Consider the following 25058-nt stretch of genomic DNA (forward strand, 5'->3'; position numbering starts at 1 on the left):
ATTATCCTTATATTTGACTACTTTGAATTTAGATTAATTGTTTCCCAATTTTGAGGAGTCAGTCAAGGAGTCACTTAAATAATATACTTTGCGAAGTATTGATTTTATTGGTTATTTTTATTAGTAGACAAGACCCTCTTTCTCCGCAAAAACCGATTAGTTATCTAATCGGTTTTTTTATTGATAAAAAGAATTAAATAATATTTATTTCTAATTCTTCGTTTTTAACAATAAAAATTATCAGTAAATTTACTAAAGAAACAGTAATTAGCTAAGTTGTTATTATAGAAATATAAACGATTTCTAAATACTAATTCTGCCAATTCAATTCTTGAGTTAACTGCCCAAACTCTATTTTTATTAGGTAACAGTTATGAGTACTTTAAAAATATACATATCCGTGCTGTTTGTATTTTTGACTCATTCAATTTTGGCTTTTGAGCTAGATTTGATTGTTACAAATGAAAATTGCCCGGGTAATGGTTCAATAGAATTTTTAATTACAAATGCCGATCAATCGGGTTCCATAACTTTTGTGGTTTATAAACTCCCTAATACAAATGTGCCCTATGCTACACCATCAGGGCCTGTAATAAACGGATTGGTCGCAGGTGAGTATTTAGTTGTGGCAACCGAGACCATTGCAAATCAAACTACAACATCTGAAGCCACAGCAACCATTATTAATACATTTGTACCACTCACCTATGCAATAAACTATATAAATCAATCATGTAGTGATGTAAGTCAAGTTAGTGTAATTGTTAATTCAGGGGTTGCTGCAAGTTTTGAAATTACATCCGGACCGGTTTTATATCCCCCGCAAGTGTCCAATACATTCACAAATTTACCGGAAGGAACATATGCTATTCGTGTTTTTGATGAATGCGGTATCGGAATTGTAACCACTTTTACGGTTTCGTATTCGCCTTCAGAATTGGTTATCGAAAATCCGACTTTAAGTAATACCAATCCTCCTTCTTGTGCGTTTACTGTTGTATCTAATGTGATACATTCGCAAGATGGAAATACTATTGCTTACCCTTTACAAGTAACGTATACAATTTTTCCTCCTGACGGTTCACCAAACTATACAATTAATAGAACTATTATATCGGGTGATGCATTGGAAACATCAATAAGCGAAACCTTGCCTAATTTTAATTCAACTGATTTTTCATATGCAATTTCGATAACAGATAATTGTGGAGTAACAACCAATCACAATTTTACGGCCAATATAGAAAGTTCCGTTTCAGTAACATTACATAGGTTACCGTGCGACTCAAACTTTTTTTCAATCCATACAGCTAATTTATCACCGCCTTTTCAATTAAGTTTTAACACCATTCCTTCATCATTTATCCCCGAAAATTATAATTCTATTTACCCTGGAATGTATTACGAAGATACCATTGTTTTTGGAAGTGATACAAATTTAGTTCCCTTAGGTAATTATAGTTTTACAATAACGGATGCTTGTGGCAGGAACCAAACAGTTTCATTTTCAATTGTTCAAAACATCATTGTTCCGTCTATTACAACTGGAAACAATGGGTGTTATGACAATAGTGGATTTATAAGTATTTCGATCCCAATTAATGAAATAATTGGAGCTACAGTTTTAGTTGCTCCATCAAGTTATCCTCATCCGCTACCACACGATGTGACTAATCAAATAGTTGACGGCGTGATTCGATTAGACCCTGTCCCCATCGGATTATATGAAATATCAATAACTGATGAATGTAATACGACTTATGAGTTAAATGAAATTGAAGTTCCGATATTTGTTAATGAAGGAATAGAAATTAATGAAAGAGTGGGTTGTGAAATAGGTAAAACTGCTGTCCGTATTGACAGTAATAATGCGAGTATTACCAGTGTAATAATTACGCAAGCTCCAAATTCATTTACTCAATCAATTCCTTATAATGCATCTGAATTTATTACAGTAGATGATGGTGTTTTTTTTATGAATCAACTGACTCCTGGCGACTATACTTTTGAGGTAGAAGATGAATGTGGCTTTACAAATTCTATTACTATAAGCTTAAATGAATATATTATAAATGATGCTTCGTTCAATCCTATATTTAATTGTGGTTCTTTTGATGTAAGTCTGTTTTATGATAGTAATGGAACAAGTGGGCAATCATTTTGGCTACAAAAGCGTATTGATCCTTTATCGGATAGTTGGGGACATCCGGAAACGAATGCTATTTATCCATCGGAATCAAACCCTAATAATACAAATTCGATATTGCTAACAAATAATTCAATAAATTATAATTTTGTTTTTAATGGGGAATTTCGAATCGTGAGAAAATTTAACTCCTATAAAAACGGGAATGAAATTACAAACCAAACGTCGGCTAATAAAATTTGTTTAGAAATTTTAACCCCTAGCTTTGTTTTTAATGAAGCCTTAGAAATTTTGGATATTAACCGCTCACCTTGTACTGACGATGGTACATTAGATGTCGTGGTTAATGCTATTGGTCAAGCTCCTATTCAATATAAATTAATCTTAAAGGATGGAGAAATTATCAATATCAACAATGGTACTTCTCCCCTCTTTTATAATTTACCTTTAGGACTCTATACACTTCAAATTGAAGATGCATGCGGAAACATTAAAACGCAAGTGTTTGATGTTGATACACTAAAATCAGTTATAAATAGTCAAGCACCAATAAATATAACTAGTTGTGTTCCAATTGTTACTGATAATGAAGTTTTTGATTTAACCGTTCAAATCCCAATCATGATTAATCCGGATGATCTTGATGACTATACCATTCGGTTTTATACCAACTTTACGGATGCTCAACAAGATGTCAATTCCATTACGAATACTGAAAATTACAACCCAAGTTCTAACCCGCAAACTATCTATGCCAGAATAGTTTTAAATCAATTGCCCTCATGCTACGAAATTTATGATTTTGATTTACTTGTTGGGCAAATTCCTTCAATCCCTCTTAATTCAGAATATGTTTATTGTGATGAATTGCCTTTTACAATTACATTAGATAACCCAATTCAAAATACTGTTTATGAATGGTCTGATGGAACTATTGGAAATGAAATTTCAATTCATTCAGAAGGTGTTTATACTATATCTGTGCAGGCTGTAACAACTTATTTTAATGGAAATTTAGTCTGTACAAATACCAAAGATAGTACAATCTCAATCTCTAGACCTCCAATCATTGAGTCGATAATAACAGAAGATTGGACAGAAAACAGAAACAGTATAACAGTAAATTCAAACAACAACGGATTTCATATTTACTCTATAGATGGTTTGCATTTTCAGAATGAAAACACTTTTTCAAATTTGCTACCCGGTGTTTATACTGTTTATGTGGAAGATTCCTTAGGGTGTGGAGTTGTAACAGAATTAGTTTGGCTTTTACACTATCCGAAGTTTTTTACGCCAAATGGGGACGGCTACAATGAAAAATGGTTTATAAAAGATTCCAATTTAGAAGAAAACTTTATTGTACATATTTTTGACCGTTATGGAAAACTTATAACTGTCTTTAATTCTAAAGAAGAAGGTTGGGACGGGACTTACAATGGTCAGCCTTTGTTTTCAACAGATTATTGGTTTATGATTTTTAGAAATGACGGTAGAATTCACAGAGGCCATTTTAGTCTGAAGCGATAAGATTTTTAACGATACTTATTATATAAACATATAAAGTGAAATAAAAAAAGGTGAAATTTCTTCCACCCTTTTTGCCCCAAATTTATTCCATAAACTTAACCTACTTAACTTATGGTGATTCAAAAGTAGGATAGAATAAACGATTAAAAAAAAAATTCTGTTTATTGGAAAATAAAATCGATGAAGGGTATCTTTTATTATTATTTTAATCAATAAATAACAATAAAGTATTCAAAATAGAATAGTTAGTCATAAAAAATACTTTTGAAAACCCAAGTGCTTCATATTATTATGCCTTAATTGTTTTGTCGCTTTTCTTTAGCTGTTTCAACTTTTTCTTTCCAAACACTTGATAATTCAACATAATCAATTGGCTTTGCAGGTGGTTGCCTTTGCAATCGTCCTTCATTGAATGCTTTTATTAAAATACTTTCTATTAGAAAATCTTCAGTAACTGTAAATGGGTCGTATTCTTCTTTTAATTCAATATCAAATACTTTAGCAGTGTTGCTTGCCCAAAAAGCTTTCCATCCACTTTTTAAATCTTTTACAAGCGTATAGGTAGTTTTTCCGGTTTGTCTGTGAATTAACTTAACTAAAATCTGTCCTTGTTTTCGTGATAATTTTTTTAATTGTTCTTCAAATTCATTTTCAAGGTAATTTTCCACAATTTTAAAGTATTTCTTTTTTTCTCTCTCGGTTTTAAACTTGCTCATATTTTGATTTAACCTGGTAAGATTATCTGCAGCAATTTTTGCATAGGGATAAACTTTCAGTACTCGTTGTTGGAGAAGGAGAAATTTTTTTCGGTCTTCATCTATTTTAGTCGATTTTTTTCCTGAAACAACAACCTCTTCTAAATCTAAAGAAGTTCTCAAAATGGAATCATTACCAATTAAATAGTATATTACAGTTGAGTCTTTTTTGGTTTCTTCTTGCCCTACAACAAGATTTGTACAAAAAAATAATATAAAAAGGACTAAATAAGGCTTCATTTTTCTCATAAATAAAAAATCAAAAGTAAAGATTTATACTATAACTGTGTTATGTTATTCTTATTTTAGCAAAAAAATATAAATCTATGTCTACAAAAACCATACTAAAAAAAACATCATTAACATTTTTAGAGAATTATTTAAACAATGCCTCTCCAACCGGCTATGAATCAAATGGACAAAAGCTTTGGATGAATTATTTAAAGCCCTACGTGGATACATTTATTACAGATACCTATGGTACAGCCGTTGGTGTGATAAATCCGGATGCATCCTATAAGGTGGTAATTGAAGGACATTCTGATGAAATTTCTTGGTATGTAAATTATATTACTGATAATGGGCTTATTTATGTAATACGTAATGGTGGTTCCGATCATCAAATTGCACCATCCAAAAGAGTAAATATTCATACTAAAAAAGGAATTGTAAAAGGTGTTTTTGGTTGGCCTGCTATTCATACACGAAATAGAGGCAAAGAGGAAACAGCTCGCATTGATAACTTATTTATTGATTTGGGTTGTTCAACCAAAGAAGAAGTTGAAAAAATGGGTGTACATGTAGGTTGTGTTATCACTTATCCGGATGAATTTATGATATTAAACAACAATAAATTTGTTTGTCGTGCTATCGATAACCGAATGGGAGGCTTTATAATTGCTGAAGTTGCCCGACTCCTGCACGAAAATAAAAAGAAATTACCTTTTAGTCTATACATAACTAATTCGGTTCAGGAGGAAGTTGGTTTGCGTGGTGCTGAAATGATTACTAAAACCATCAAACCAAACGTTGCTATTGTTACCGATGTTTGTCATGATACTACTACTCCTATGATAGACAAAAAAATTGAAGGGGAAACACAAATTGGAAAAGGACCTGTGATAACATATGCTCCGGCTGTTCAAAACAATTTACGCGATTTAATTATTCAAGCTGCCGAGGATAAGAAAATACCGTTTCAACGTTTAGCTTCGTCTAGAATAACAGGAACAGATACTGATGCGTTTGCTTACAGTAATGGTGGTGTTGCATCTGCATTAATTTCGCTACCGCTACGTTATATGCACACTACCGTGGAAATGGTTCATCGTGAAGATGTTGAAAATGTAATTCGATTAATTTATGAATCGTTACTTAAAATTGAGAATAATGAAACGTTCTCCTACTTTAAATAAAAATAACTAAAATTTAAAATTCCCGAAGTTGATTTTCGGGAATTTTTGTTTTAAAAACAATAGCTTTGCATAAAAATTAAAGCAATGATTAATCCTTCTGCACAAGGCTGGGTAGATAAATTTTTCAACACATATTACTTGTTGAGTGCTACCAATCTGTATAGTCTCAAAGATTTTTATTGCAAAACCAGAGAAACTGGATTTATTTATGGTCATGTTGTTATAATAGATACCCAAGAACCATTGTCAACAGAGGGGTGGACTTCTGAAGAAGTTACCAAAGTTGCGTTACTGAACACCTTGTTTGGTATTTATCAGTTAACGAACGAAAATGCAGAAAAATCAACGTTTATTGATTTGGCTTTTGATTTTTATAATTTCATGCACCCAAAAGGATTTTCATTTTTTAAAAAGATCTTGCCTAGTGAAAGTAAAACCATTCAATTGGAAAAAATCATTGATTCCAGAATACAAACGAATGACAATATTATTAGTAAAAACTTTTCACATATTCTTACAAATGCACTTTTGTTTATCGATGTTTTGGCTTTTTATAACTATTTGATAAAGGGTAAGTTTACTAAAGATTATGTTCAAAAACTGGAAGAAATTATTGTAGGTGTCGTATCCCTTTCGTTAACAACAAAATCAAATAAGTCTCAGTATGATGATTTACTAATAAAATTGTTTGAAACATCTGTTCGATACACTAAATTTTCAGGTTTTAAAATAAATGATTTGAATGCCCTGAATTTTAGTTTTCTTGAAAACGATTTGGAAAAATTTTATATCATGGATTTAGCCGGAATGGCAATTTGGGGCGATGAAAAAATGGAAAGAAATGAAGTCGCTTTTTTATATGATTTGGGTTCAATTTTGCTAATAGAGCAATTTTATATAATTGAAAGTTTGACTGTAATTGATGCTTTCATTAAAAAGTATCGTAACGATATTCCGTATTTTAATTATTCCAACCCGATTAAGCATTTTTATGATCAAACAACGCAAAGTGTTGTAATGCTGATTACGAGAAACAAAAAACGACTATTAAAGGAGTTGACGGAAAGTAAAGAGTTGGTAAAATTGCTTGCTGCTTCAACTACTCGGGAATTAGATAATAACGAGAAGAAACGCATGAAAAAACAGTTGCTTGATGTTTGCAAAACAATTCCATCATTGACCATTTTTTTATTACCCGGTGGTAGTTTGCTCTTACCTATATTAATAAAATTTATTCCCCAACTGCTTCCTTCAGCTTTTAATGAGAATTTAGATTAAAAAAAGCCATCCGAAGATGGACTTTTTTTAAAACTTTAATTGATAGACTTCGTCCAACTCATCGTTATTTTTAAAATTCACTCCTAAATCGGTTACATAGCCGGAATTAAGGCCGTAAACCCAACCATGAATTGTTAGTTCTTGACCGGATTTCCAAGCAGCCTGAACAATAGATGTTTTTGCTAAATCAAACACTTGTTCTTTTACATTGATTTCAACAAATTTATTGAATCGATCTTCTTCATTTTCAATAGCATCTAAATCTTTATGGTGAAGACGATAAACATCTTTTATGTGTCTAATCCAATTATCAATAATGCCTATAGAACTATTACCCATGGCAGCCTTTACTCCACCGCAGCCATAATGTCCACAAACAATTACGTGCTTTACCTTCAAAGCATTTACGGCATAATCCAAAACACTTAACATATTCATATCACTATGAATTACCATGTTAGCTATGTTTCTATGAACAAAAACTTCACCTGGGGCAGCTCCGATAATTTCATTTGCAGGTACACGACTATCTGAACACCCTATCCATAAAAGAGGAGGGTTTTGCCCTTTTGATAAGCCTTCAAAAAAGTTTGGGTTTAGCTTTAGTTTGCTCTCAACCCATTGTTTGTTGTTTTCTATTATCTTTTTATAAAAATCGTTCATTTTTTTATTTTGTTATTAAGGTTAGTTCTCTTTTTTGAAGGAAATATGTTGTCCTTCGTCAGTATTGTCTAAATTATAAGCTTCTTTAAATCCAATCAATTTTAGTTCAATTTGTTCATCAACAGCTCTAATTGTTTTAAATTCTTCAATTAAATCAATTACGTCGTGTGCAATGTAAACCGTGTCAGATGCATCAATAACTACTTTTGATTTTTCAGGTAAATTATTTAATGTGTTTTTAATTGCAGCTTTGTTTAAAAAAGATACTTCTTGAGCTAATTGAATATAGATAACATCATCATCATGATATTCCTCTTTTTTAAACGAATACGCTCGTTTAAAATTACCTTTTAAGACAAAGAAGATACTGATTAACATACCTAACGCAACTCCTTTCAGCAAATCCAAAAAAACGACAGCAACAACAGTAGCAATGAAAGGGATATATTGGTACTTTCCTTTTTGAATAAAGTGAATAAAATGTGCTGGTTTTGCTAATCGATAACCGATTAAAAGTAATATTGCAGCCAATGTGGCGAGCGGAATTTTGTTTAAGAATTGAGCAATAGTAAGAACGCTAATCATCAATAATAAACCGTGTATTATGGTAGAAGATTTTGTTCTGGCTCCGGCATTGGCATTAGCAGAAGATCTTACAACGACTGAAGTCATTGGTAATCCGCCAATTAAACCACTTAAAAAATTTCCAATCCCTTGAGCCTTTAGTTCAACATTTGTATTAGTGAATCGTTTGTAAGGATCCATTCTATCTGACGCCTCAATGCATAATAACGTTTCAATTGAAGCCACAATCGCTATGGTTGCTCCTACAATCCAAACTTTTGAATTAGATAAGACAGTTATTGACAAGTCGGGTAAAACAAACATTGATTTAAATTCATCTAATGTTGAAGGTGTTGGCAATGAAACTAAATGGTCATTTGAGACTTGCAGTGAACTTCCCGTTCTGATAAAAATTTCATTAATTATGATACCTGAAAACACGGCAATTAATGCCGCCGGAACTAATTTTAACTTTTTCAAAAAAGGAACCTTATCCCATACTATCAAAATTGTTAAAGCAACAACTGTAATGATAATAGAACCATAGTTGATGTAATTAAATGCATCAGCAATAGTTTCAAACATATTTGATCCGCTTTTCTCAAAAAAAGACGTGTCTCCTTCTGCGACTTTGTCATAGCCAACTGCGTGTGGAATCTGTTTCAGAAAAATTATAATTCCAATACCGGCAAGCATGCCTTCAATTACATTAGTTGGAAAATAATTTGATATACTTCCTGCCTTTAGAAACCCAAGTAATAGTTGTAAAATTCCAGCAATAATAACTGCTGTTAGAAAAATATTATAGGACCCTAAGTCGCTAATAGAGGTTAAAACAATAGCTGTTAATCCGGCAGCCGGACCTGTTACGCTAATGTGGGACTTACTTAAAAATCCAACAATAATACCTCCTATTATTCCTGAAATAATACCGGAAAAAAGTGGGGCACCGGATGCCAAAGCAATTCCTAAACACAAAGGAAGTGCCACTAAAAACACCACCAATCCTGATGAAAAATCGGATTTTAGGTGGCCTAAAAGATTGATTTTTTTTGTCATTGACTATAAAAATAATTATAAATAATAGCTACAAACTATCATCTTCGCAATAAAACGAAGACTAACTTATAATTATTTTTTCAGGAGGAGGAGAGAATATTTCTTCTAAAAAGGAATCGTATTTTTCTTGATTATCATTGATGATTTTCTTAGAAATCACTAATTCAAGACAAATAAAGGTAACTTGTTTACTTGTTTTTATGGCTTCCTTAAAGTTGTATGATTTAAGCACTTCTTCTTCTTCAGATAAATTATAAACCATAGAAATATCTGTATCATTATTGTCTAAGAGACCAACTAATGTTGGTAAAGACAAAAAAGAAAGAAATAAGAACAATACAATGGAAACAAGTATTCTCATAGATTACAAATATACTTTTTCATTAGCAGAATTGTTAAAACAATAATGTAATTTAGAATAAATTTAACTATATTTCTTCTTCTAGCCAAGCTTTCATCATCCAAATCGTTTTTTCTTGCTCTTTGATAAAATCACTCATCATAGAATTCGTTCCTTCATCTAGGGCTTCATCTGATTGTTTTAGAATTACTCTTTCAATTTTCAACAATTGAGTCAAGGAATTAACTATTAGGTTTACGGCTTCTTCATCATTAGAAATATCTCTACCAACATATAATTTATTGTTTTTAATGTAGTCTTCAAAAGTGTGAAGTGGCCTTCCCCCTAATGTTAAAATTCGCTCGGCAATCATATCAATTTTTAATTGACTATCGTTGTATAATTCTTCAAATTTTAGATGAAGATCAAAAAAACGTTTTCCCCTTATATTCCAATGTAATCCTCTTAAATTTTGATAATAAATTTGAAAATTGGATAACAAAATATTTAATTCGGCTGCTAAAACTTCTGTTTGTTTTACATCTAAACCTAAACTGTTTGTTTTCATTGTGTTGAATTATTGATTAATGTTTTATAAAATTACTAAAAAATAAGATTTTGTTGTATAACTAAAATTGATAGTTTTTATATTTGCATCATAATTTACTATCAAAATGACCATTACACAACTTCAATATGTGTTAGCCGTTGCAGAACACAAGAACTTTACTTTAGCAGCAGAAAAATGTTTTGTTACTCAGCCCACCCTGAGTATGCAAATTCAAAAAATTGAAGAAGAACTTGGTATTCAAATTTTTGACAGGACAAAGAAACCTATTCAACTAACAGAGATTGGTCAGAAAATTGTAAATCAGTCCAAAAACATTGTCAACGAAGCTAATCGAATTCAAGACATTGTAGATCAACAAAAAGGATTTATTGGTGGCGAGTTTAGGTTAGGAATCATTCCAACTGTTATGCCAACACTTTTGCCAATGTTTCTTAATAATTTTATTAAAAAGTATCCAAAAGTTAATTTGATTATTGAAGAATTGAATACAGATGAGATTATCATAAAATTGAATAATGGTCATTTAGATGCTGCCATTGCTGCTACTCCTTTGGAAGAAGAGAAAATAAAGGAGATTGTTTTGTTCTATGAGCCTTTTGTTGCTTATATTCCGGAAAATCATTCTGTCTTTGAGAAAAAGGAAATTGAAGTTTCAGATTTGAATTTAGACGAAATTTTATTGTTGCAAGATGGGCATTGTTTTCGAGATGGTATTCTAAATTTGTGCAAAAATAACCCTGAAAATTCAGATAAATTTAATTTTCACATTGAGAGTGGAAGCTTTGAAACCCTCATTAAATTAGCAGATGAGGGGTTAGGAACTACCCTTTTACCCTATCTGCATACGTTAGATTTAAAAGAAAAAGACAAAGCCAAACTCAGACAATTTAAAGACCCAAAGCCAGCAAGAGAAGTGAGTTTGATTTATCCTAAGAACGAATTGAAAATCCACATTATTGATGCCCTGCGTAATGTAATCAGCGGTGTAGTTCGTGGAGCAATTGCTTTTCAGGACATTCAAATAATTAGTCCGATTCAAAAGAAATAAAATAAAAAAAGGAGCTATTTAGGCTCCTTTAGTTTTATTGATTAACATAAATTAAACATTTCCTTAGTTCTGGTTTTTCTTTAGTAAAGTTTAACAACCAATCCTTTAGTTGTTCAATTTCATAAGGCAATAATTGTTTCATTGCTTTTATGAGTTCTTTACTAAAAAGCTTAGGATCAAAACTTACGCTTTCTAAGATTTTCTTAGTGTAAGCAAACATCGGTCTTGTCATTTTTTCGTTTTTTTGTGTAGAATTTGGTTTTAAAGAACGTGTTGTAAATTTACTAAAAATAAAAATAGCTCTTAGATTTTTAACATATCAATTAGCTAAAATTTAACGATTATCGCCATCTAATAGATTTCCTAAACCACCTAAAATACTTCCTTCTCCTTTGTGTTTTCCTCCACCTTGAGGAGCTGCAGCCCAGATTCTACCTGCTAATCTACTGAAAGGTAACGATTGTATATATACTGTGCCAGGACCTTTTAAAGTAGCAAAAAACAAACCTTCGCCACCAAAAATAGTATTGCGTATTCCTCCTACAAGTTGTACATCATAATCTACATTTTGTGTAAACCCCACCACACAACCGGTATCTACTTTAATCATTTCGCCGGGTTGTAATTCAATTTTTGCCATGGTTCCACCGGCATGAATAAAAGCCATTCCACTACCTTCAAGTTTTTGCATGATAAAACCTTCTCCGCCAAACAAGCCTCTTCCTAATTTTCTGGAAAATTCAATTCCGATTTTAACTCCTTGATTGGCACATAAAAACGCATCTTTTTGGCAAATAAATTTACCGCCAACAGAATTCAAATCAATGGGTAAAATCTTTCCCGGATAAGGTGAGGCAAAGGCTATCTTTCGTTGATTGGGATAACTATTTTCAAAAAGCGTCATAAATAGACTCTCCCCAGTAAGCAATCTTTTACCTGCTGAAAACAATTTGTTCATAATTCCACCGGCATCGCTTCCATCTCCAAAAATAGTTTTCATGCGGATTCCGTCTTCCATCATCATAAAACCACCAGCCTCAGCCACAACAGACTCTGACGGACTTAAATTGATTTCAACATACTGCATTTCTTCACCGTAAATGGTGTAATCTGTGACTTTGTACATATCTTTCTTTTAAATACTTAAATTTTTAAAAACTTAAAACTCCTTCCACCCTCTCAACATTTCTCTTTTCCCGGGAGGTCCGGCTAATTTTTCAATTTGAAAACCTGCTTCTTTCATCGCATTTTTAATTGGTCCGCGACAAGCATAGGTGACTAATATTCCTCCCACTTTTAATGCTTCAAACATTTTGATGAAAATTTCTACGCTCCACAATTCCGGTTGAACGCGATAACCAAAAGCATCAAAATAAATGATGTCAAATTGATTTTGATCGTTGATTTCGTTGAACAATTGCTGTCGTTTGATTAGTCGAAAATGTTCCGAAATTGTTACATTTTTCTCCCAATCTGAAGTATGCATCATTTTAAATTTTGATTCAAAGTGGTTTGCATTCAGTTGATTAACATAATTCATCTGCAATACTTCTTCAGGTAAAATTGGAAAGCCTTCCACACCAACATAATCAATCTGTTGATTATTTTTTTTACTTTCTAAGAAGGTGATAAAAGCATTCAATCCAGTTCCAAAACCAATTTCTAAAACAGAAACGGATTGTCCTTTGCAAAGTGACAATCCGTTTTTTATGAATACGTGTTGAGCTTCCTGAATGGCTCCGTGTTTCGAATGATAACTCTCCTCCCACTCCGGCAAATGGATGGAAGTGGAACCATCCGAAGTGATAATTATTTCTCTTTTCAAATTTTAAGGTTTGAGTTGTAATTTTTTAATTCTTGGAATGGGCCCGGAACATTTTACTTCATGACAAGATATACATGCTTGAATTGCATCGGCGTAATGTTCTTTTGCATTCGTCGGATCATTATAAATCTTTTCTTGAGCAGCTAAAAAAACTTGAGCATTTTCTTTAAAAAATTGATCATTCTCAGATGGGTCGGTCATTATAGCTTCATGAATTTTAGCAAAATGTGATGGAAATTCACCTACATCTTCACCTTTTTCTATGCGTTCTTTTAACCGCTGATTGTCCACATACATTTGTTCCATAAGCATAGCCATTTCTGACAGCTCATACATTTCGAACGATTTTTTTTTTGTTGTGGCTGTAGAATCACTCTTATCCACTGCAGTAGATTCATTTTTATTTTGACAACCAATCATGAACAAAATTGAACACCCTACAATTAATATTTTTTTCATTATTCTTTGATTAATACACCATTGGATAAAAACGAATAAGTAACTCTTGGCTCCATAATGGAATCAATCGCTTCTTTAGATTTTCCGGCATCTTTAGCATAATGCTTTAATTCTTCTACAGTTTCAACAGAAATAAATGCTTTACCATTTACAATTGCTTCGCTTCCGGCTGCATTTAACGGCATAAAAAAACCATAATCTTTGAAACGTACAAACGTATTTTTTTCTTCATTCAAATTCATATTCATCCAACAACCTTTCTTTTGACAAACATCTTTAATCTCTGAACGAAATTTAACTTCAACTGTATCTCCTTCTTTTAAAGTTTCAAATTTAGCTAATAATTCCTCTTTTGAAATTACTCCTTCGGTTGTTATTGAATCACCAAATGATTTAAAATTTTCAGTTTGAACAACTGCAACTTCTTTCGTTTCTTCTTTCTTACAAGCTACTATTGAAAAAGCAGCAAAAATCATTAAAATTGTTTTTTTCATTACTCTATAATTTATCTTTACTAAATGAACTACAAAAATAAGTAGTTTAATTCTTTTCGAATTAATTTTCCAATAAATTTTAGTTCAAAATAATAATAACACAATAATTTATACTTAGATTAAAGAAATTTAAAAAAATGGTTTCTACTGCTGATGTTTTTATAAAACTTTCAAAAAACTACTGTTTTTTTTATATTTTAGCAAAATCATAAGCAAGTTTTAAAGTTTATATTTTTTAAATTCATAAAATACTGCTTATCAATTACTTAATTCAACTTTTATATTAAAACCGTAATTTAAATGAGTTCAAATCTTATTAACGAAATCGATATAGTTAAAGCTTCAACATCAAAAATCAGTAATGTAGATTTTGAAAACCTAACATTTGGAAATATTTTCACTGACCATATGTTGATTTGTGATTTTAAAGAGGGAGCGTGGCAAAAACCGATTATAAAACCGTATGAACCATTTATGATTGATCCTTCGGCAAAAGTTTTTCACTATGGACAAGCGATCTTTGAAGGCATGAAAGCCTATAAAGATGAAAATGATGCAGTTTGGATGTTTAGACCGGATGAAAACTTTAAACGATTTAACCACTCGGCAAAACGTTTGGCAATGCCTGAAGTTACTGAAGAAATTTTTATGGGTGGTTTGAAAACCATTTTAGATTTAGAACGTGATTGGGTAAAGAAAGGCAAAGGTAATACATTGTATATCAGACCTTTTATGATAGCAATTGGTCCTGGAGTCATAGCTCAACCTTCTACACAATACCGCTTTATGATTATTCTTTCCCCAGCACGTGCTTATTATTCAGGTGAAGTGAAAGTAATTATTGCAGAACATTACAGTCGTGCTGCCAATGGAGGAATTGGTGCTGCAAAAGCAGCCGGAAATTATTCTGCTCAGTTTTATCCCACCAAATTAGCTAATGAAAGAGGGTTTCAGCAAATTATTTGGACTGATGACGCTACCCATACAAAATTGGAAGAAGCCGGAACAATGAATGTGTTTTTTAGAATTAATGATACTTTGTATACTGCTCCAACCGGAGAACGTATTTTGGATGGAGTGACCAGAAAAAGTTTGATTGATATTGCCCGACGAGATGGAATTGAAGTTGAAGTACGGTCCGTTTTAATTTCCGAATTAATAGAAGCGGCAAAAAGCGGCTCATTAAAAGAAATCTTTGGTGCGGGAACTGCTGCTGTCGTAAATCCTATAGTTGGGTTTTCTTATCAAGACAACTATTATGAATTGCCTAAGTTAGAAAATTCGTATGCTATGCAATTAAAAGAAAAATTGACCAATATTCAATATAAATTAGCCAAGGATACTTTTGGATGGACGGTAAAAGTTTAACCATTCACACGTTGTCGGTTTTCATCAACTGATAACCGACAACAGTATTTTTATTTTAGAATAGCTTCAAAATTAGGTTTAAAATAGTTTGGCCCTTTTAAAACCTTTCCATCTTCGCGGTAAATTGGTTTTCCATCTTCGCCTAATTTACTCATATTGCTACGTTGAATTTCATCAAATACTTCTTCAATTTTGTGTTGCAAACCGTGTTCTATAATGGTTCCGCACAAAATGTATAACATATCGCCTAAAGCATCAGCAATTTCAATAATGTCTTCATTCATAGCAGCTTCAAGATACTCTTCATTTTCTTCTTTCATTAGATTAAAGCGAAGAAGGTTTTTGTTTTCACCTAAATTTGGGGTAGGAAATTCATTTGCACCCAATCCAAATGCACTATGAAATGCTTTAACGGCTAAAATCTGTTTTTGCATACGTTTAAAATTTAATTGATAAAAATAACCATTTTTTTAAAAGCGGTTACAGGAACTAAATCAAAAACAATTAACTATTTTTGTTAAAAAATAATACAATGTTTTCGAAAGGTCAAACTATTTTTGCCGGTTTTTTTGTGGTTTGTTTTGTGATAGCCCTGATTTATGTATACCGAAAAGATTTGTCTCTCCACAAATTACATTACAAAGGCAGTTTCAAAGTACTATTGGGTTTTATCTTCTTTATACTCTTATTATTTCTAATCAAGATTTATTTAAAAGAATAGAGCCTCCTTTCAACTAGTTGATTAAATTACCTAAAAACTACTTCTTTTTCCCCATCAAAACTAGCAAAAACCATTGTAGGATGTGAGTCTTGGTGAAAAATATTCCCTTTATTGTCAATAGCAATAGCTCCGGCAAATCCGTCAAAAGGTTTGAGTTCATCGAAAGTTTTCTTAAATGCTTCTTCCAATGAAAAACCGTCTGTCACTCGCGTAACTATTTTGGCGGCTACTGCTCCACTTACAATATCTTCACCTACTCCGGTGAGACTTACACCACAAAATTCATTGGCGTAGTTTCCTGCAACTGTAGCTGAATCTGAAATACGTCCCGGAATTTCAAAACCTTTTCCTCCGGTAGAAGTCGCCACAGCAATTTTTCCATAAGAATCTAAGGCAACACATCCAACTGTTCCGGTTCCGGTAGATTTTAATTTGGCTTCGTATTCCATTTTTCGTTGTGGAATCTCAGTAGAGAAAACTTCAAAACCGTTCTTTCTGGCATAATTCGTTGCTCCGCTCCCACCCACTATTCTATCGTCTTCTTTCATCAAAACGTTAGCCACTTGGATAGGATTTTTAACGTTTTCAATATTAATTACCCCGCTCATTTTCATAGTTGTTCCGTCCATTAATGCGGCACTCATTCTTATTTTTCCATCACTTTGAATTTGAGAACCGATTCCTGCATTGAATAATGCATCGTCTTCCAATAATGAAACAGCATAAACTACCGTTTCTAAAGCTGTATGTATTTTAAGGTATTCATAAGAATCCCTTATAATCTCTAGAAGGGCTTCTTGCTTTGCAGTTTTAGTTTCTAAATTTGTTGTTGATTCAGAAAAAAAGCCACCGTGAATTATTATTTTCATCATTTTTAATGGTAATATTAGAATTCCATTCTATTGTTTTTAAATATATTGAGAAGAATGAATGTGCATTTTAAAGGTACTTAAATCAAATGTGTCCCCCATGCTCATTACATGTGTAACCAAATGATTAATAGAAACGGGCTGACCTAATTCAACTTGTGTTAAATTGGTGTCTTTAATCTCTTTCCCATCAACCAAAATAACTAAACCTGAACCTATAGCTTCCATTTTGGTATTATCAGTAATCAAAAGTCCGGTATCTTCACCTAAACCTATTCCTAATACTTTTGGATTTCCAACAACTGCTTGAAATAATCGACCGATTCTTCCTCTTTGCACAAAATGTGTGTCAATTACAACATCGTCAATCAATCCTAAACCGGATGTTATTTTTACTTCCCCTTTTAGTAAAGCTTCACTACTACTTCCCTGATAAATCATATTATTAGAGGCGGCGGCTGCACCTGCAGAAGTACCTGCATAAATGAAATGGTCATTTTTATATTTTTCCAACAAAAGATCATGAAACAATGTTCCACCTAAGATTGATGATAATCGAAGTTGATCTCCTCCTGTGAACATTACCACGTCGGCTGCTTTCAAACGCTGAATTATTACTTCTTCCGAAGCTTGTTCACGTCTTTCGATGTGTAGCACATCAACATTGGAAGCGTTTAAATATTGAAAGGCTTTTACATATTCCGGACCAACTTCTCGCGGAATTTTTGATGCCGTAGTAATGACTTCAATTCTGGATTTATCTTTATATTTTGATTCGTCTATAATTCGTTTTAAAATGCCCGTTTCAAAAAAATTCATATTTTTTGAAACATCTTGATCAAAACTTGCTTCTGTAAAACTGCCTTTGTCAACAGCTCCACCTATGATAATTAATTTGCCTTTTGTATTCATGCAACAAAAGTAACAAAATATAAAAACTAACAGTTCATTTTTTATCAATTTGAAAGTGAGATTTATTTTTTGAGAAACGTAAACATTTTTCAACAAAAATTTAATTCATGCATTTACTTTTTTAACCATTTCAAATAAATTTTGAGAAAACCAATAAAAAATTATTTCAGTAAATCAATAATTTCTTATTTTTAACAAAATCATTATAAAAAACTAACTATTTTTTCAATTAAAATTTATGAAAATATTAAAAATTCAAGCCCTTCGCGGACCAAATATTTGGAGTGTTCAACGAAAAAAATTAATCCAAATGCGTTTGGATTTAGAGGAAATGGAGCAATTTCCCACCAACAAAATTGAAGGATTCAAAGAACGTATAGAGAACATGTTTCCAACGATGATTGAACATCGTTGTTCAGAGGGTGTACGAGGTGGATTTTTTATGCGTATTGAACGTGGTACGTGGATGGGTCATGTTATTGAGCATATAGCACTAGAAATACAGACCTTAGCCGGGATGGAAACAGGGTTTGGAAGAACTCGGGAAACAAAAACCTCAGGAGTATATAATGTTGTGTTTAGTTACACTGAGGAAAATGTGGGTATGTTTGCTGCTGAAAGTGCTGTGAGGATAGCCGAAGCATTAATTTCCGGTACAGCTTATGATCTAGAAGCTGATATTCAAAAAATGAGGGAAATTAGAGAACGAGTTCGATTGGGCCCCTCAACAGGAAGTATTGTAGAAGAAGCTGTTTCGAGAGATATCCCTTGGCTTAGACTTGGAACAAATTCTTTAGTACAATTGGGATATGGTGTAAATCAAATGCGTTTTCAAGCCACAATTACTTGTAAAACGAGTAACATTGCAGTAGATATTGCTTGTGATAAGGAAGAAACAAAACGCATGTTAGATATGGCTTCAATACCCGTTGCCAGTGGTTCAATTTGTGTAGACGAAGAAGATTTAGAACTTACTATCAAAAAAATTGGATACCCAATTGTAATTAAGCCATTAGATGGGAATCATGGAAAAGGTGCTTCTATTAATGTTGTCACATGGGAAGATGCTGTAAAAGGATTAACTCATGCTCAAAAATACAGTCGCCGTGTAATTGTTGAAAAATTTATTACAGGCTTTGATTTTAGAGTATTAGTCATCGATAATAAATTAGTGGCAGCAGCCAAGAGAGTGCCGGCTCACGTTATCGGAGACGGAAAGCATACCATTCAGGAGTTGATTGACATTACCAATCAAGATCCTCGCAGAGGTTATGGCCATGAAAATGTACTTACTGAAATTACTGTGGATAGAGATACGACAGATTTACTGGACAAATTGGGCTATTCGTTGGAATCAACTCCAAACTCTGGAGAAATTGTTTATTTAAAATCAACAGCAAATTTAAGCACCGGAGGAACCTCAGTAGATGTAACCGATATGATGCATCCCGAAAATATCTTTTTAGCAGAACGCATCTCAAGAGTTATTGGTCTGGATGTTTGCGGAATAGATATCATGGCTGAAAACCTAACAGAACCATTAAAAGAAAATGGCGGAGTTATTTTAGAAGTTAATGCCGCTCCCGGCTTTAGAATGCATTTAGCTCCTTCGGAAGGTTTGCCTCGAAACGTAGCAGCACCGGTTATCGATATGCTTTATCCTCCCGGAAAACCAAGTCGAATTCCGATTATTGCGGTAACTGGAACAAACGGAAAGACAACTACAACTCGACTATTAGCACATATTGTTAAAAACAATGGATACAAAGTTGGTTTTACAACTTCAGATGGAATTTACATCCAAAATCATATGTTGGAAAAAGGCGATACTACCGGTCCGATTAGTGCCGAATATATTTTAAAAGATCCAACCGTAGAATTTGCCGTATTAGAAACAGCCAGAGGTGGTATTTTAAGAGCCGGATTGGGCTTCAGCCGTTGCGATATTGCCATCATTACCAATATTAGAGAAGATCATTTGGGCTTAAGTGACATTGATACTTTGGATGATTTAGCACGTGTAAAAAGCGTTGTGGTTAGAAGTGTAAAAAAGGACGGTTGGGCAATTTTAAATGCTGAAGATGAACAGTGCTTAAAAATTGCTACTGATTTGAGTTGCAATATTGCCTATTTTTCAATGGATGAAGACAATCCTTTTGTCAAAAAATTAAGCAAAGAAGGAAAAATTGTTGCCGTTTATGAAAATGGTTTTATCACCATTAAAAAAGGAGACTGGAAAATTCGGGTTGAGAAAGCTCTTCATATTCCATTGACTTTGGGTGGAAAAGCAAAGTTCATGATTCAAAATGTACTGGCTGCTACTTTAGCTGGTTATTTATATGGATTTAAAACCGAAGATATTAGTCTTTCATTGCAAACATTTATTCCAAGCGTAGCACAAACCCCCGGTAGAATGAATATTTTTGAGTTTAAACGATTCAAAGTGATGATTGATTTTGCCCATAATCCGGCGGGTTATTTAGCCATCGAAGATTTATTAAGCAATATCGAAGCCAGTCGAAAAATTGGAATTATTGCCGGAGTTGGCGACAGAAGAGACGAAGATATTCGTGATTGTGCGGAAATTGCCGCAAGAATGTTTGACCACATTATCATCCGTCAAGAAAAACACTTGCGTGGAAGAACCGAACAGGAAATTATCGATTTAATTTTAGAAGGAATTAAAAAGGCAAATCGTCCTGTAACACATGAAATTATTTCAAAAGAAATTGAAGCCATCAAACATGCCATTACTATTGCAGAGGACGGAACGTTTATCACTGCTTTAAGTGATGTGGTAACCAATGCCATTGGAATTGTTCAGGAATATTTGGATAAAGAGAATGAGGAGAATTTGAGTTAATGCTACTCGGTTAAAAAAGTGTCCAATGTCCAATAAAAAATCCAAAATCAAGGTTAATTGATTTTGGATTTTTTTATTTATTAATAATTACGTCTTCTGCTTCTTCTTTTTCGCCGCCGGAAACAAAACATTATTTAAAATTAACCTATAACCGGGTGAATTTGGGTGCAAATCTAAAACTGTTGGAGCGTCGCCAACTAAATGTTGGTAATCTTCAGGGTCGTGGCCACCAAAAAAGGTAAACATACCTTTTCCTTTGGTTCCATGAATGTAACGAGCTTCATTATTATACTGATTTTGCCCCATAATTAAAACATTTGATTTTATTAGTTCACTGTCAAAAGAAGTAGTTTGACCCATAAAACCTTTCACTAACATGGTATGATTTTGACAAAGCATGGTTGGAATTGGATCCCATTTGGCAGAATATTCCATCAAGGTAAAATAATCTTTTTCCATCGGCATGCGTCTTTTGGTCGTCATATCAATATCTGAAAACTCATAAACAGTAGGACTTCTTTCTAAAATAAAATCACGAAAAGCAAACGTTCTGGAATAATCAATTTTTGATTGGTAATTGGGTTCGCTTGCATCGTCATCAAACATGGGTTCGCAAATATCTACTCCCTCTGCAGAAAGGGCAATATCAAAACTATCGGTTGCTGAACACATCGCAAACATGAACCCTCCACCAATTACGAAATCACGAATTTTTTTGGCGACTGCCAATTTTGCATCTGAAACTTTTGAATAACCTAATTTTGCCGCCAAGGCTTCAGCCTCTTTTTTTTGTTCAATATACCAAGGTGCATTTCGATAATCTCCGAAAAATTTTCCGTATTGACCTGAAAAATCTTCGTGATGTAAATGTAACCAATCATATAGAAGCAATTGATCAGATAAAACTTCTTCATCATAAACTGTCTTAAATGGAATCTCGGCATACGTTAAAACTAAGGTTACTGCATCATCCCAAGGTTGTTTTCCTTTTGGCGTATAAACGGCTATTTTGGGTGCTTTTTCTAATACTACCGATTCCATATTTTGCGAGGGACTACTGATTTCTTCCAAAATTTGATTGGCTTGACCATCTGATAAAAGCTCAAACGAAACGCCTCGAATTTGGCATTCTTTTCTAATTTCAGGTGCATCTGGCAATAAAAATGAACCGCCACGGTAATTGAGCAACCAACTGGCTTTGTAATCATTTTCTAAAGCCCAATAGGTAATTCCGTAGGCTTTTAGGTGATTTTGTTGCGTGCTCTCATCCATCGGTAAAAGGATGAAATTGGCTTTAACCGTAAAAGAAATTAAAAATAGAATAAAATAAAAAATCGTTTTTTTCAAAATTTGCAATTTTTTAAGCGGGCAAAAAATGTTCTTATGTCAAAGATAAACGATTTTGTGTGAAGAAAATGATAAAATTTACAACTCATGAGTCAAATTAGTCTACCAACAAACTTATTTGACTCATTGAGTAAAATATTTAGAATGGCACATCCGAATCGTCTTCTTCATTATTTATATTGCTTCCAAATGCTTCATTGGCATAAGGAAGATTTTTAGTTATAAATGTCGTATCTTCTGCATTCATTCGTGAAGGTAAATCACCAAATCCGGATGAAAAATCATCTAAGTTGTCAAATTTACCCAAACTGCCAATAAATTTCAGACGTATATTTTCTAAACTTCCATTACGGTGTTTTGCTATGATAAACTCGGCTTGACCTTCTGTTGGCGAACGATCGTCGTCGTCCCATTCATCAATTTTATAATATTCAGGACGATAAATAAAAGAAACAATATCAGCATCTTGCTCAATCGCACCCGATTCACGAAGATCAGAAAGTAAAGGTCTTTTACTGGAACCACGCGTTTCTACGGCACGGGAGAGTTGAGATAACGCAATCACCGGAACACTTAATTCTTTAGCTAATGCTTTTAAGTTTCGAGAGATAGTTGAAATTTCTTGTTCACGATTTCCACCTCCTTTACCTCCTCCTCCGGCAGTCATTAATTGAAGGTAATCAACTATAATTAATTTTATGCCGTGTTGAGAGGATAATCGTCTTGCTTTTGCTCGTAAATCAAAAATAGAAAGTGAGGGTGTATCATCAATAAAAAGTGGTGCTTTTTCGAGGTTTTTTACTTTTACACTCAATTGTTCCCACTCGTGTTTTTCAAGTTTTCCGGTTCTTAATTTTTCGGAAGACAATCCGGTTTCTGAAGAAATTAAACGCGTAATTAACTGAACTGAGGACATCTCCAAAGAGAATACTGCCACGGGTTGATTGAAATCTATGGCCATATTTCGAGCCATTGAAAGTACGAAAGCTGTTTTACCCATACCGGGTCGGGCGGCAATAATAATTAAGTCACTGGGTTGCCAACCCGAAGTTACTTTATCCAATTTATCAAAACCGGTTGCTACCCCACTCAAGCCCTCTTTGTTGGCAATTTCTTCGATTCTTTTTTTGGCTTGAATAACCAAACTCTGAGCTGTTTCAGAACTTCGTTTGATATTTCCTTGCGTAACTTCGTATAGTTTTGATTCAGCTTTGTCTAATAAATCAAAGACATCGGTGGTTTCGTCGTACGATTCTTCTATAATTTCTGATGATATTTTGATTAAGCTTCTTTGAATAAATTTTTGTAAAATAATTCTGGAATGAAATTCAATGTGAGCTGAAGAAGAAATCTTTTGGGTGAGTTGAATTAAATAAAAATCACCTCCAACCAAATCCAATTTCGCATTCTTTTTTAATTGTGCTGAAACGGTTAATAAGTCAATGGGTTGAGTGTCTGTAAACAATTGTACAATCGCTTCAAAAATATATTTGTGAGCATCTTTGTAAAAAGCATCCGGTTGAAGAATATCGATTACTTCATCAACCCCTTTTTTATCAATCATCATCGCTCCTAACACAGCCTCTTCTAGGTCAAGAGCCTGTGGAGGTAGCTTTCCTTTTTCTAAATTTATTATTGTAGTTTTATCTACTTTAATCGGGTTAATATTTCGTAAATTTTCCATTAGGCTAAAGTAACTATAATAAAAAAAAATGCTTGAACTAGTTGTTAATAAATCGATGTTAACAACTTAATTTTTATTGTTGATAACCATAAAAAAATCCGAAGTTTAAGGGCTTCGGATTTACTACTTATAATGTAAGAATTATTCTTTAAACTCGCCCATTTTACTGTATTTATCCATCCTTTGCATTACTAGCTCAGTTGTTGATAAATCTTTTAGTTCATTATATCCTTTAATAATATATTGTTCAACTGTTTTAAATGTTGTTTCTCTATCATAATGAGCTCCACCCAGTGGTTCAGGAATAATTTCATCAATCAACTTCTGTTTTTTCATATCATAAGAAGTTAATTTAAGAGCTTCAGCGGCTTGTTCTTTATATTCCCAACTTCTCCATAAAATAGACGAACATGATTCGGGAGAAATAACAGAATACCAAGTGTTTTCAAGCATATAAACTTTATCGCCAACCCCAATTCCTAATGCTCCACCGGAAGCACCTTCTCCCACAATTACTGTTATAATTGGTGTCTTTAAACGGAGCATTTCAAAAATATTTCTGGCTATAGCTTCTCCCTGCCCTCTTTCTTCTGCCTCTAAACCTGGGTATGCACCCGGAGTATCAATTAAAGTAATAACCGGAATTCCGAATTTTTCGGCCATTTTCATTAATCGAAGAGCCTTTCTATAGCCTTCCGGGTTAGCCATTCCGAAATTTCTATACTGTCGTGTTTTGGTATTAAATCCTTTCTGCTGACCAACAATCATAAAAGATTGACCGCCAATTTTCCCCAATCCACCAATCATAGCTTTGTCATCTTTGAAGTTCCTATCACCAAAAAGTTCTAAAAACGTTCCGCCACATAAAGCTTTAACATGATCCATTGTATAGGGTCTACTTGGATGACGTGAAAGTTGAACACGTTGCCATGCGGATAGATTTTTGTATATTTTTTTCTTTGTTTCTTCTAATTTCTTTTCAATTTGCTTGCAAGTTGCTGTAACATCTACATTGGATTCTTCACCAATAATTTGGCACTTATCCAATTGGTCCTCTAATTCTTTAATTGGAAGTTCAAAATCTAAATATTCCATAGGTTTTAACTAGTTTTAGTTTAGTTTGTATAGCAAAGATAAAATTTTATCT

General features: G+C 33.1%; 22 protein-coding genes. 6 read left to right on the top strand and 16 right to left on the bottom strand.

Annotated elements, in window-relative coordinates:
• The first annotated feature begins 430 nt into the window (after nucleotides 1-430).
• Nucleotides 431-3676 carry a T9SS type B sorting domain-containing protein gene (locus R2782_RS04860; protein WP_371266955.1) on the top strand — a complete coding sequence of 1082 codons (3246 nt, stop codon included), beginning with the start codon at nucleotides 431-433 and terminating at the stop codon, nucleotides 3674-3676.
• A gap of 296 nt (nucleotides 3677-3972) precedes the next feature.
• Here R2782_RS04860 and R2782_RS04865 read toward each other — a convergent pair whose 3' ends face one another.
• A complete protein-coding gene (locus tag R2782_RS04865) occupies nucleotides 3973-4671 on the bottom strand; it encodes a DUF4294 domain-containing protein (RefSeq protein ID WP_371266956.1) in 699 nt (232 codons plus the stop codon).
• A gap of 86 nt (nucleotides 4672-4757) precedes the next feature.
• Between R2782_RS04865 and R2782_RS04870 the strand changes: the two genes are divergently transcribed.
• The gene (locus R2782_RS04870) at nucleotides 4758-5846 is read left to right on the top strand and encodes a M42 family metallopeptidase (RefSeq protein ID WP_371266957.1); all 1089 of its coding nucleotides are present in this window, start codon (nucleotides 4758-4760) and stop codon (nucleotides 5844-5846) included.
• Nucleotides 5847-5930: 84 nt separating this feature from the next.
• The gene (locus R2782_RS04875; protein WP_371266958.1) at nucleotides 5931-7124 is read left to right on the top strand and encodes an LETM1-related biofilm-associated protein; all 1194 of its coding nucleotides are present in this window, start codon (nucleotides 5931-5933) and stop codon (nucleotides 7122-7124) included.
• Between the two features lie 27 nt (nucleotides 7125-7151).
• Here the strand turns inward: R2782_RS04875 and can are convergent, their stop codons facing one another.
• From can to R2782_RS04895, 4 genes are all read right to left on the bottom strand, one after another.
• The gene (can, locus tag R2782_RS04880; protein WP_371266959.1) at nucleotides 7152-7787 is read right to left on the bottom strand and encodes a carbonate dehydratase; all 636 of its coding nucleotides are present in this window, start codon (nucleotides 7785-7787) and stop codon (nucleotides 7152-7154) included.
• Between the two features lie 21 nt (nucleotides 7788-7808).
• Nucleotides 7809-9410 (bottom strand): SulP family inorganic anion transporter, encoded by a 1602-nt coding sequence (locus tag R2782_RS04885; RefSeq protein WP_371266960.1) that lies wholly within the window; start codon nucleotides 9408-9410, stop codon nucleotides 7809-7811.
• A gap of 61 nt (nucleotides 9411-9471) precedes the next feature.
• Nucleotides 9472-9771: a hypothetical protein gene (locus R2782_RS04890; protein ID WP_371266961.1), complete on the bottom strand. Its 300-nt coding sequence runs from the start codon at nucleotides 9769-9771 to the stop codon at nucleotides 9472-9474.
• 67 nt (nucleotides 9772-9838) lie between these two features.
• Nucleotides 9839-10318, bottom strand: coding sequence for a Dps family protein (locus R2782_RS04895; protein ID WP_371266962.1), 480 nt, complete (start codon nucleotides 10316-10318; stop codon nucleotides 9839-9841).
• 106 nt (nucleotides 10319-10424) lie between these two features.
• Here R2782_RS04895 and R2782_RS04900 point away from each other — a divergent pair, with 106 nt between their 5' ends.
• Nucleotides 10425-11369 carry a LysR substrate-binding domain-containing protein gene (locus R2782_RS04900; RefSeq protein ID WP_371266963.1) on the top strand — a complete coding sequence of 315 codons (945 nt, stop codon included), beginning with the start codon at nucleotides 10425-10427 and terminating at the stop codon, nucleotides 11367-11369.
• A gap of 34 nt (nucleotides 11370-11403) precedes the next feature.
• Here R2782_RS04900 and R2782_RS04905 read toward each other — a convergent pair whose 3' ends face one another.
• The 5 genes from R2782_RS04905 to R2782_RS04925 all read right to left on the bottom strand — a co-directional run bounded on the left by R2782_RS04905 (nucleotide 11404) and on the right by R2782_RS04925 (nucleotide 14147).
• Entirely contained in the window at nucleotides 11404-11601 is a 198-nt protein-coding gene (locus R2782_RS04905; RefSeq protein WP_371266964.1) for a hypothetical protein, read from the bottom strand.
• 102 nt (nucleotides 11602-11703) lie between these two features.
• Nucleotides 11704-12495, bottom strand: a complete 792-nt coding sequence (locus tag R2782_RS04910; RefSeq protein WP_371266965.1) for a TIGR00266 family protein — start codon at nucleotides 12493-12495, stop codon at nucleotides 11704-11706.
• A 33-nt stretch (nucleotides 12496-12528) separates the two neighbouring features.
• Nucleotides 12529-13194, bottom strand: coding sequence for a tRNA (5-methylaminomethyl-2-thiouridine)(34)-methyltransferase MnmD (gene mnmD / locus R2782_RS04915; RefSeq protein WP_371266966.1), 666 nt, complete (start codon nucleotides 13192-13194; stop codon nucleotides 12529-12531).
• Nucleotides 13195-13197: 3 nt separating this feature from the next.
• Nucleotides 13198-13653, bottom strand: coding sequence for a hypothetical protein (locus R2782_RS04920; protein ID WP_371266967.1), 456 nt, complete (start codon nucleotides 13651-13653; stop codon nucleotides 13198-13200).
• The gene (locus R2782_RS04925) at nucleotides 13653-14147 is read right to left on the bottom strand and encodes a DUF4920 domain-containing protein (protein ID WP_371266968.1); all 495 of its coding nucleotides are present in this window, start codon (nucleotides 14145-14147) and stop codon (nucleotides 13653-13655) included. The genes R2782_RS04920 and R2782_RS04925 overlap by 1 nt, the downstream gene beginning before the upstream one ends.
• A 300-nt stretch (nucleotides 14148-14447) precedes the next feature.
• On the opposite strand from R2782_RS04925, the gene R2782_RS04930 reads away from it, so the two are divergent.
• The gene (locus tag R2782_RS04930; protein WP_371266969.1) at nucleotides 14448-15515 is read left to right on the top strand and encodes a branched-chain amino acid aminotransferase; all 1068 of its coding nucleotides are present in this window, start codon (nucleotides 14448-14450) and stop codon (nucleotides 15513-15515) included.
• Nucleotides 15516-15565: 50 nt separating this feature from the next.
• Here R2782_RS04930 and R2782_RS04935 read toward each other — a convergent pair whose 3' ends face one another.
• The 3 genes from R2782_RS04935 to R2782_RS04945 all read right to left on the bottom strand — a co-directional run bounded on the left by R2782_RS04935 (nucleotide 15566) and on the right by R2782_RS04945 (nucleotide 18017).
• A complete protein-coding gene (locus R2782_RS04935) occupies nucleotides 15566-15949 on the bottom strand; it encodes a hypothetical protein (RefSeq protein ID WP_371266970.1) in 384 nt (127 codons plus the stop codon).
• A 313-nt stretch (nucleotides 15950-16262) separates the two neighbouring features.
• On the bottom strand, nucleotides 16263-17105 hold the full coding sequence (locus R2782_RS04940) for an isoaspartyl peptidase/L-asparaginase (protein ID WP_371267246.1): 843 nt from the start codon (nucleotides 17103-17105) through the stop codon (nucleotides 16263-16265).
• 39 nt (nucleotides 17106-17144) lie between these two features.
• On the bottom strand, nucleotides 17145-18017 hold the full coding sequence (locus R2782_RS04945; RefSeq protein WP_371266971.1) for a cyanophycinase: 873 nt from the start codon (nucleotides 18015-18017) through the stop codon (nucleotides 17145-17147).
• A gap of 238 nt (nucleotides 18018-18255) precedes the next feature.
• Here R2782_RS04945 and cphA point away from each other — a divergent pair, with 238 nt between their 5' ends.
• Entirely contained in the window at nucleotides 18256-20880 is a 2625-nt protein-coding gene (gene cphA / locus R2782_RS04950; protein ID WP_371266972.1) for a cyanophycin synthetase, read from the top strand.
• Nucleotides 20881-20967: 87 nt separating this feature from the next.
• Here the strand turns inward: cphA and R2782_RS04955 are convergent, their stop codons facing one another.
• From R2782_RS04955 to R2782_RS04965, 3 genes are all read right to left on the bottom strand, one after another.
• Nucleotides 20968-22152 carry an asparagine synthetase B gene (locus tag R2782_RS04955; protein ID WP_371267247.1) on the bottom strand — a complete coding sequence of 395 codons (1185 nt, stop codon included), beginning with the start codon at nucleotides 22150-22152 and terminating at the stop codon, nucleotides 20968-20970.
• Between the two features lie 214 nt (nucleotides 22153-22366).
• Nucleotides 22367-23911, bottom strand: a complete 1545-nt coding sequence (gene dnaB / locus R2782_RS04960; protein ID WP_371266973.1) for a replicative DNA helicase — start codon at nucleotides 23909-23911, stop codon at nucleotides 22367-22369.
• Nucleotides 23912-24052: 141 nt separating this feature from the next.
• Nucleotides 24053-25006: an acetyl-CoA carboxylase carboxyltransferase subunit alpha gene (locus R2782_RS04965; RefSeq protein ID WP_371266974.1), complete on the bottom strand. Its 954-nt coding sequence runs from the start codon at nucleotides 25004-25006 to the stop codon at nucleotides 24053-24055.
• Nucleotides 25007-25058 lie beyond the last annotated feature (52 nt).

This window comes from Flavobacterium sp., from assembly GCF_041392085.1.
GTDB lineage: Bacteria > Bacteroidota > Bacteroidia > Flavobacteriales > Flavobacteriaceae > Flavobacterium.

Coding starts and splice junctions, on each gene's coding strand:
- R2782_RS04865 (WP_371266956.1), bottom strand. CDS start 4,671: ATGAAGCCTTATTTAGTCCTTTTTATATTATTTTTTTGTACAAATCTT.
- R2782_RS04870 (WP_371266957.1), top strand. CDS start 4,758: ATGTCTACAAAAACCATACTAAAAAAAACATCATTAACATTTTTAGAG.
- R2782_RS04875 (WP_371266958.1), top strand. CDS start 5,931: ATGATTAATCCTTCTGCACAAGGCTGGGTAGATAAATTTTTCAACACA.
- can (WP_371266959.1), bottom strand. CDS start 7,787: ATGAACGATTTTTATAAAAAGATAATAGAAAACAACAAACAATGGGTT.
- R2782_RS04885 (WP_371266960.1), bottom strand. CDS start 9,410: ATGACAAAAAAAATCAATCTTTTAGGCCACCTAAAATCCGATTTTTCA.
- R2782_RS04890 (WP_371266961.1), bottom strand. CDS start 9,771: ATGAGAATACTTGTTTCCATTGTATTGTTCTTATTTCTTTCTTTTTTG.
- R2782_RS04895 (WP_371266962.1), bottom strand. CDS start 10,318: ATGAAAACAAACAGTTTAGGTTTAGATGTAAAACAAACAGAAGTTTTA.
- R2782_RS04900 (WP_371266963.1), top strand. CDS start 10,425: ATGACCATTACACAACTTCAATATGTGTTAGCCGTTGCAGAACACAAG.
- R2782_RS04905 (WP_371266964.1), bottom strand. CDS start 11,601: ATGACAAGACCGATGTTTGCTTACACTAAGAAAATCTTAGAAAGCGTA.
- R2782_RS04910 (WP_371266965.1), bottom strand. CDS start 12,495: ATGTACAAAGTCACAGATTACACCATTTACGGTGAAGAAATGCAGTAT.
- R2782_RS04920 (WP_371266967.1), bottom strand. CDS start 13,653: ATGAAAAAAATATTAATTGTAGGGTGTTCAATTTTGTTCATGATTGGT.
- R2782_RS04925 (WP_371266968.1), bottom strand. CDS start 14,147: ATGAAAAAAACAATTTTAATGATTTTTGCTGCTTTTTCAATAGTAGCT.
- R2782_RS04930 (WP_371266969.1), top strand. CDS start 14,448: ATGAGTTCAAATCTTATTAACGAAATCGATATAGTTAAAGCTTCAACA.
- R2782_RS04935 (WP_371266970.1), bottom strand. CDS start 15,949: ATGCAAAAACAGATTTTAGCCGTTAAAGCATTTCATAGTGCATTTGGA.
- R2782_RS04940 (WP_371267246.1), bottom strand. CDS start 17,105: ATGAAAATAATAATTCACGGTGGCTTTTTTTCTGAATCAACAACAAAT.
- R2782_RS04945 (WP_371266971.1), bottom strand. CDS start 18,017: ATGAATACAAAAGGCAAATTAATTATCATAGGTGGAGCTGTTGACAAA.
- cphA (WP_371266972.1), top strand. CDS start 18,256: ATGAAAATATTAAAAATTCAAGCCCTTCGCGGACCAAATATTTGGAGT.
- R2782_RS04955 (WP_371267247.1), bottom strand. CDS start 22,152: ATGGATGAGAGCACGCAACAAAATCACCTAAAAGCCTACGGAATTACC.
- dnaB (WP_371266973.1), bottom strand. CDS start 23,911: ATGGAAAATTTACGAAATATTAACCCGATTAAAGTAGATAAAACTACA.
- R2782_RS04965 (WP_371266974.1), bottom strand. CDS start 25,006: ATGGAATATTTAGATTTTGAACTTCCAATTAAAGAATTAGAGGACCAA.